The following is a 556-nucleotide window of genomic DNA, read 5'->3' on the forward strand; positions in this document are numbered from 1 at the left end:
CTTCGACAAGCTGGCCACGCTGGACGTCGAGGACGTCACCGCGCTGACCGCCGCCGGCAAGGAAATCCGCACCTGGGTGATCGATGCCCCGCTGCAGCCGCAGCTGGACCAGGACATCCGCACCGCCTACGCCAAACTGAGCGCCGACAACGGCGGTGGCGACGTAGCCGTGGCCGTGCGCTCGTCGGCCACCGCCGAGGATCTGCCCGATGCCTCCTTCGCCGGCCAGCAGGAAACCTTCCTCAATGTCACCGGTGCCGACGACGTCGTGCACAAGGTCAAGGAAGTGTTCGCCTCGCTGTACAACGACCGCGCCATCGCCTACCGCGTGCACCACGGCTTCAAGCATGAAGACGTGTTCCTGTCCGCCGGCGTGCAGCTGATGGTGCGTTCGGGCGTCGGTTCCTCCGGCGTGCTGTTCACCCTGGACACCGAGTCCGGCTTCCGCGACGTGGTGTTCGTCACCTCTTCGTTCGGCCTGGGCGAAATGGTCGTGCAGGGCGCGGTCAACCCGGACGAGTACTACGTCTACAAGCCCACCCTGCAGGCCGGCAAG

At 66.4% G+C, this 556-nt stretch carries 1 protein-coding gene; it reads left to right on the top strand.

The features are described from left to right. The coding region (locus tag C9414_RS20940; protein WP_368731619.1) for a PEP/pyruvate-binding domain-containing protein at positions 1-556 on the top strand (556 nt) is incomplete at both ends.

This window comes from Bacillus sp. Nf3 (assembly GCF_003028545.1).
In the GTDB taxonomy this organism is placed as follows: domain Bacteria; phylum Bacillota; class Bacilli; order Bacillales; family Bacillaceae; genus Bacillus; species Bacillus safensis.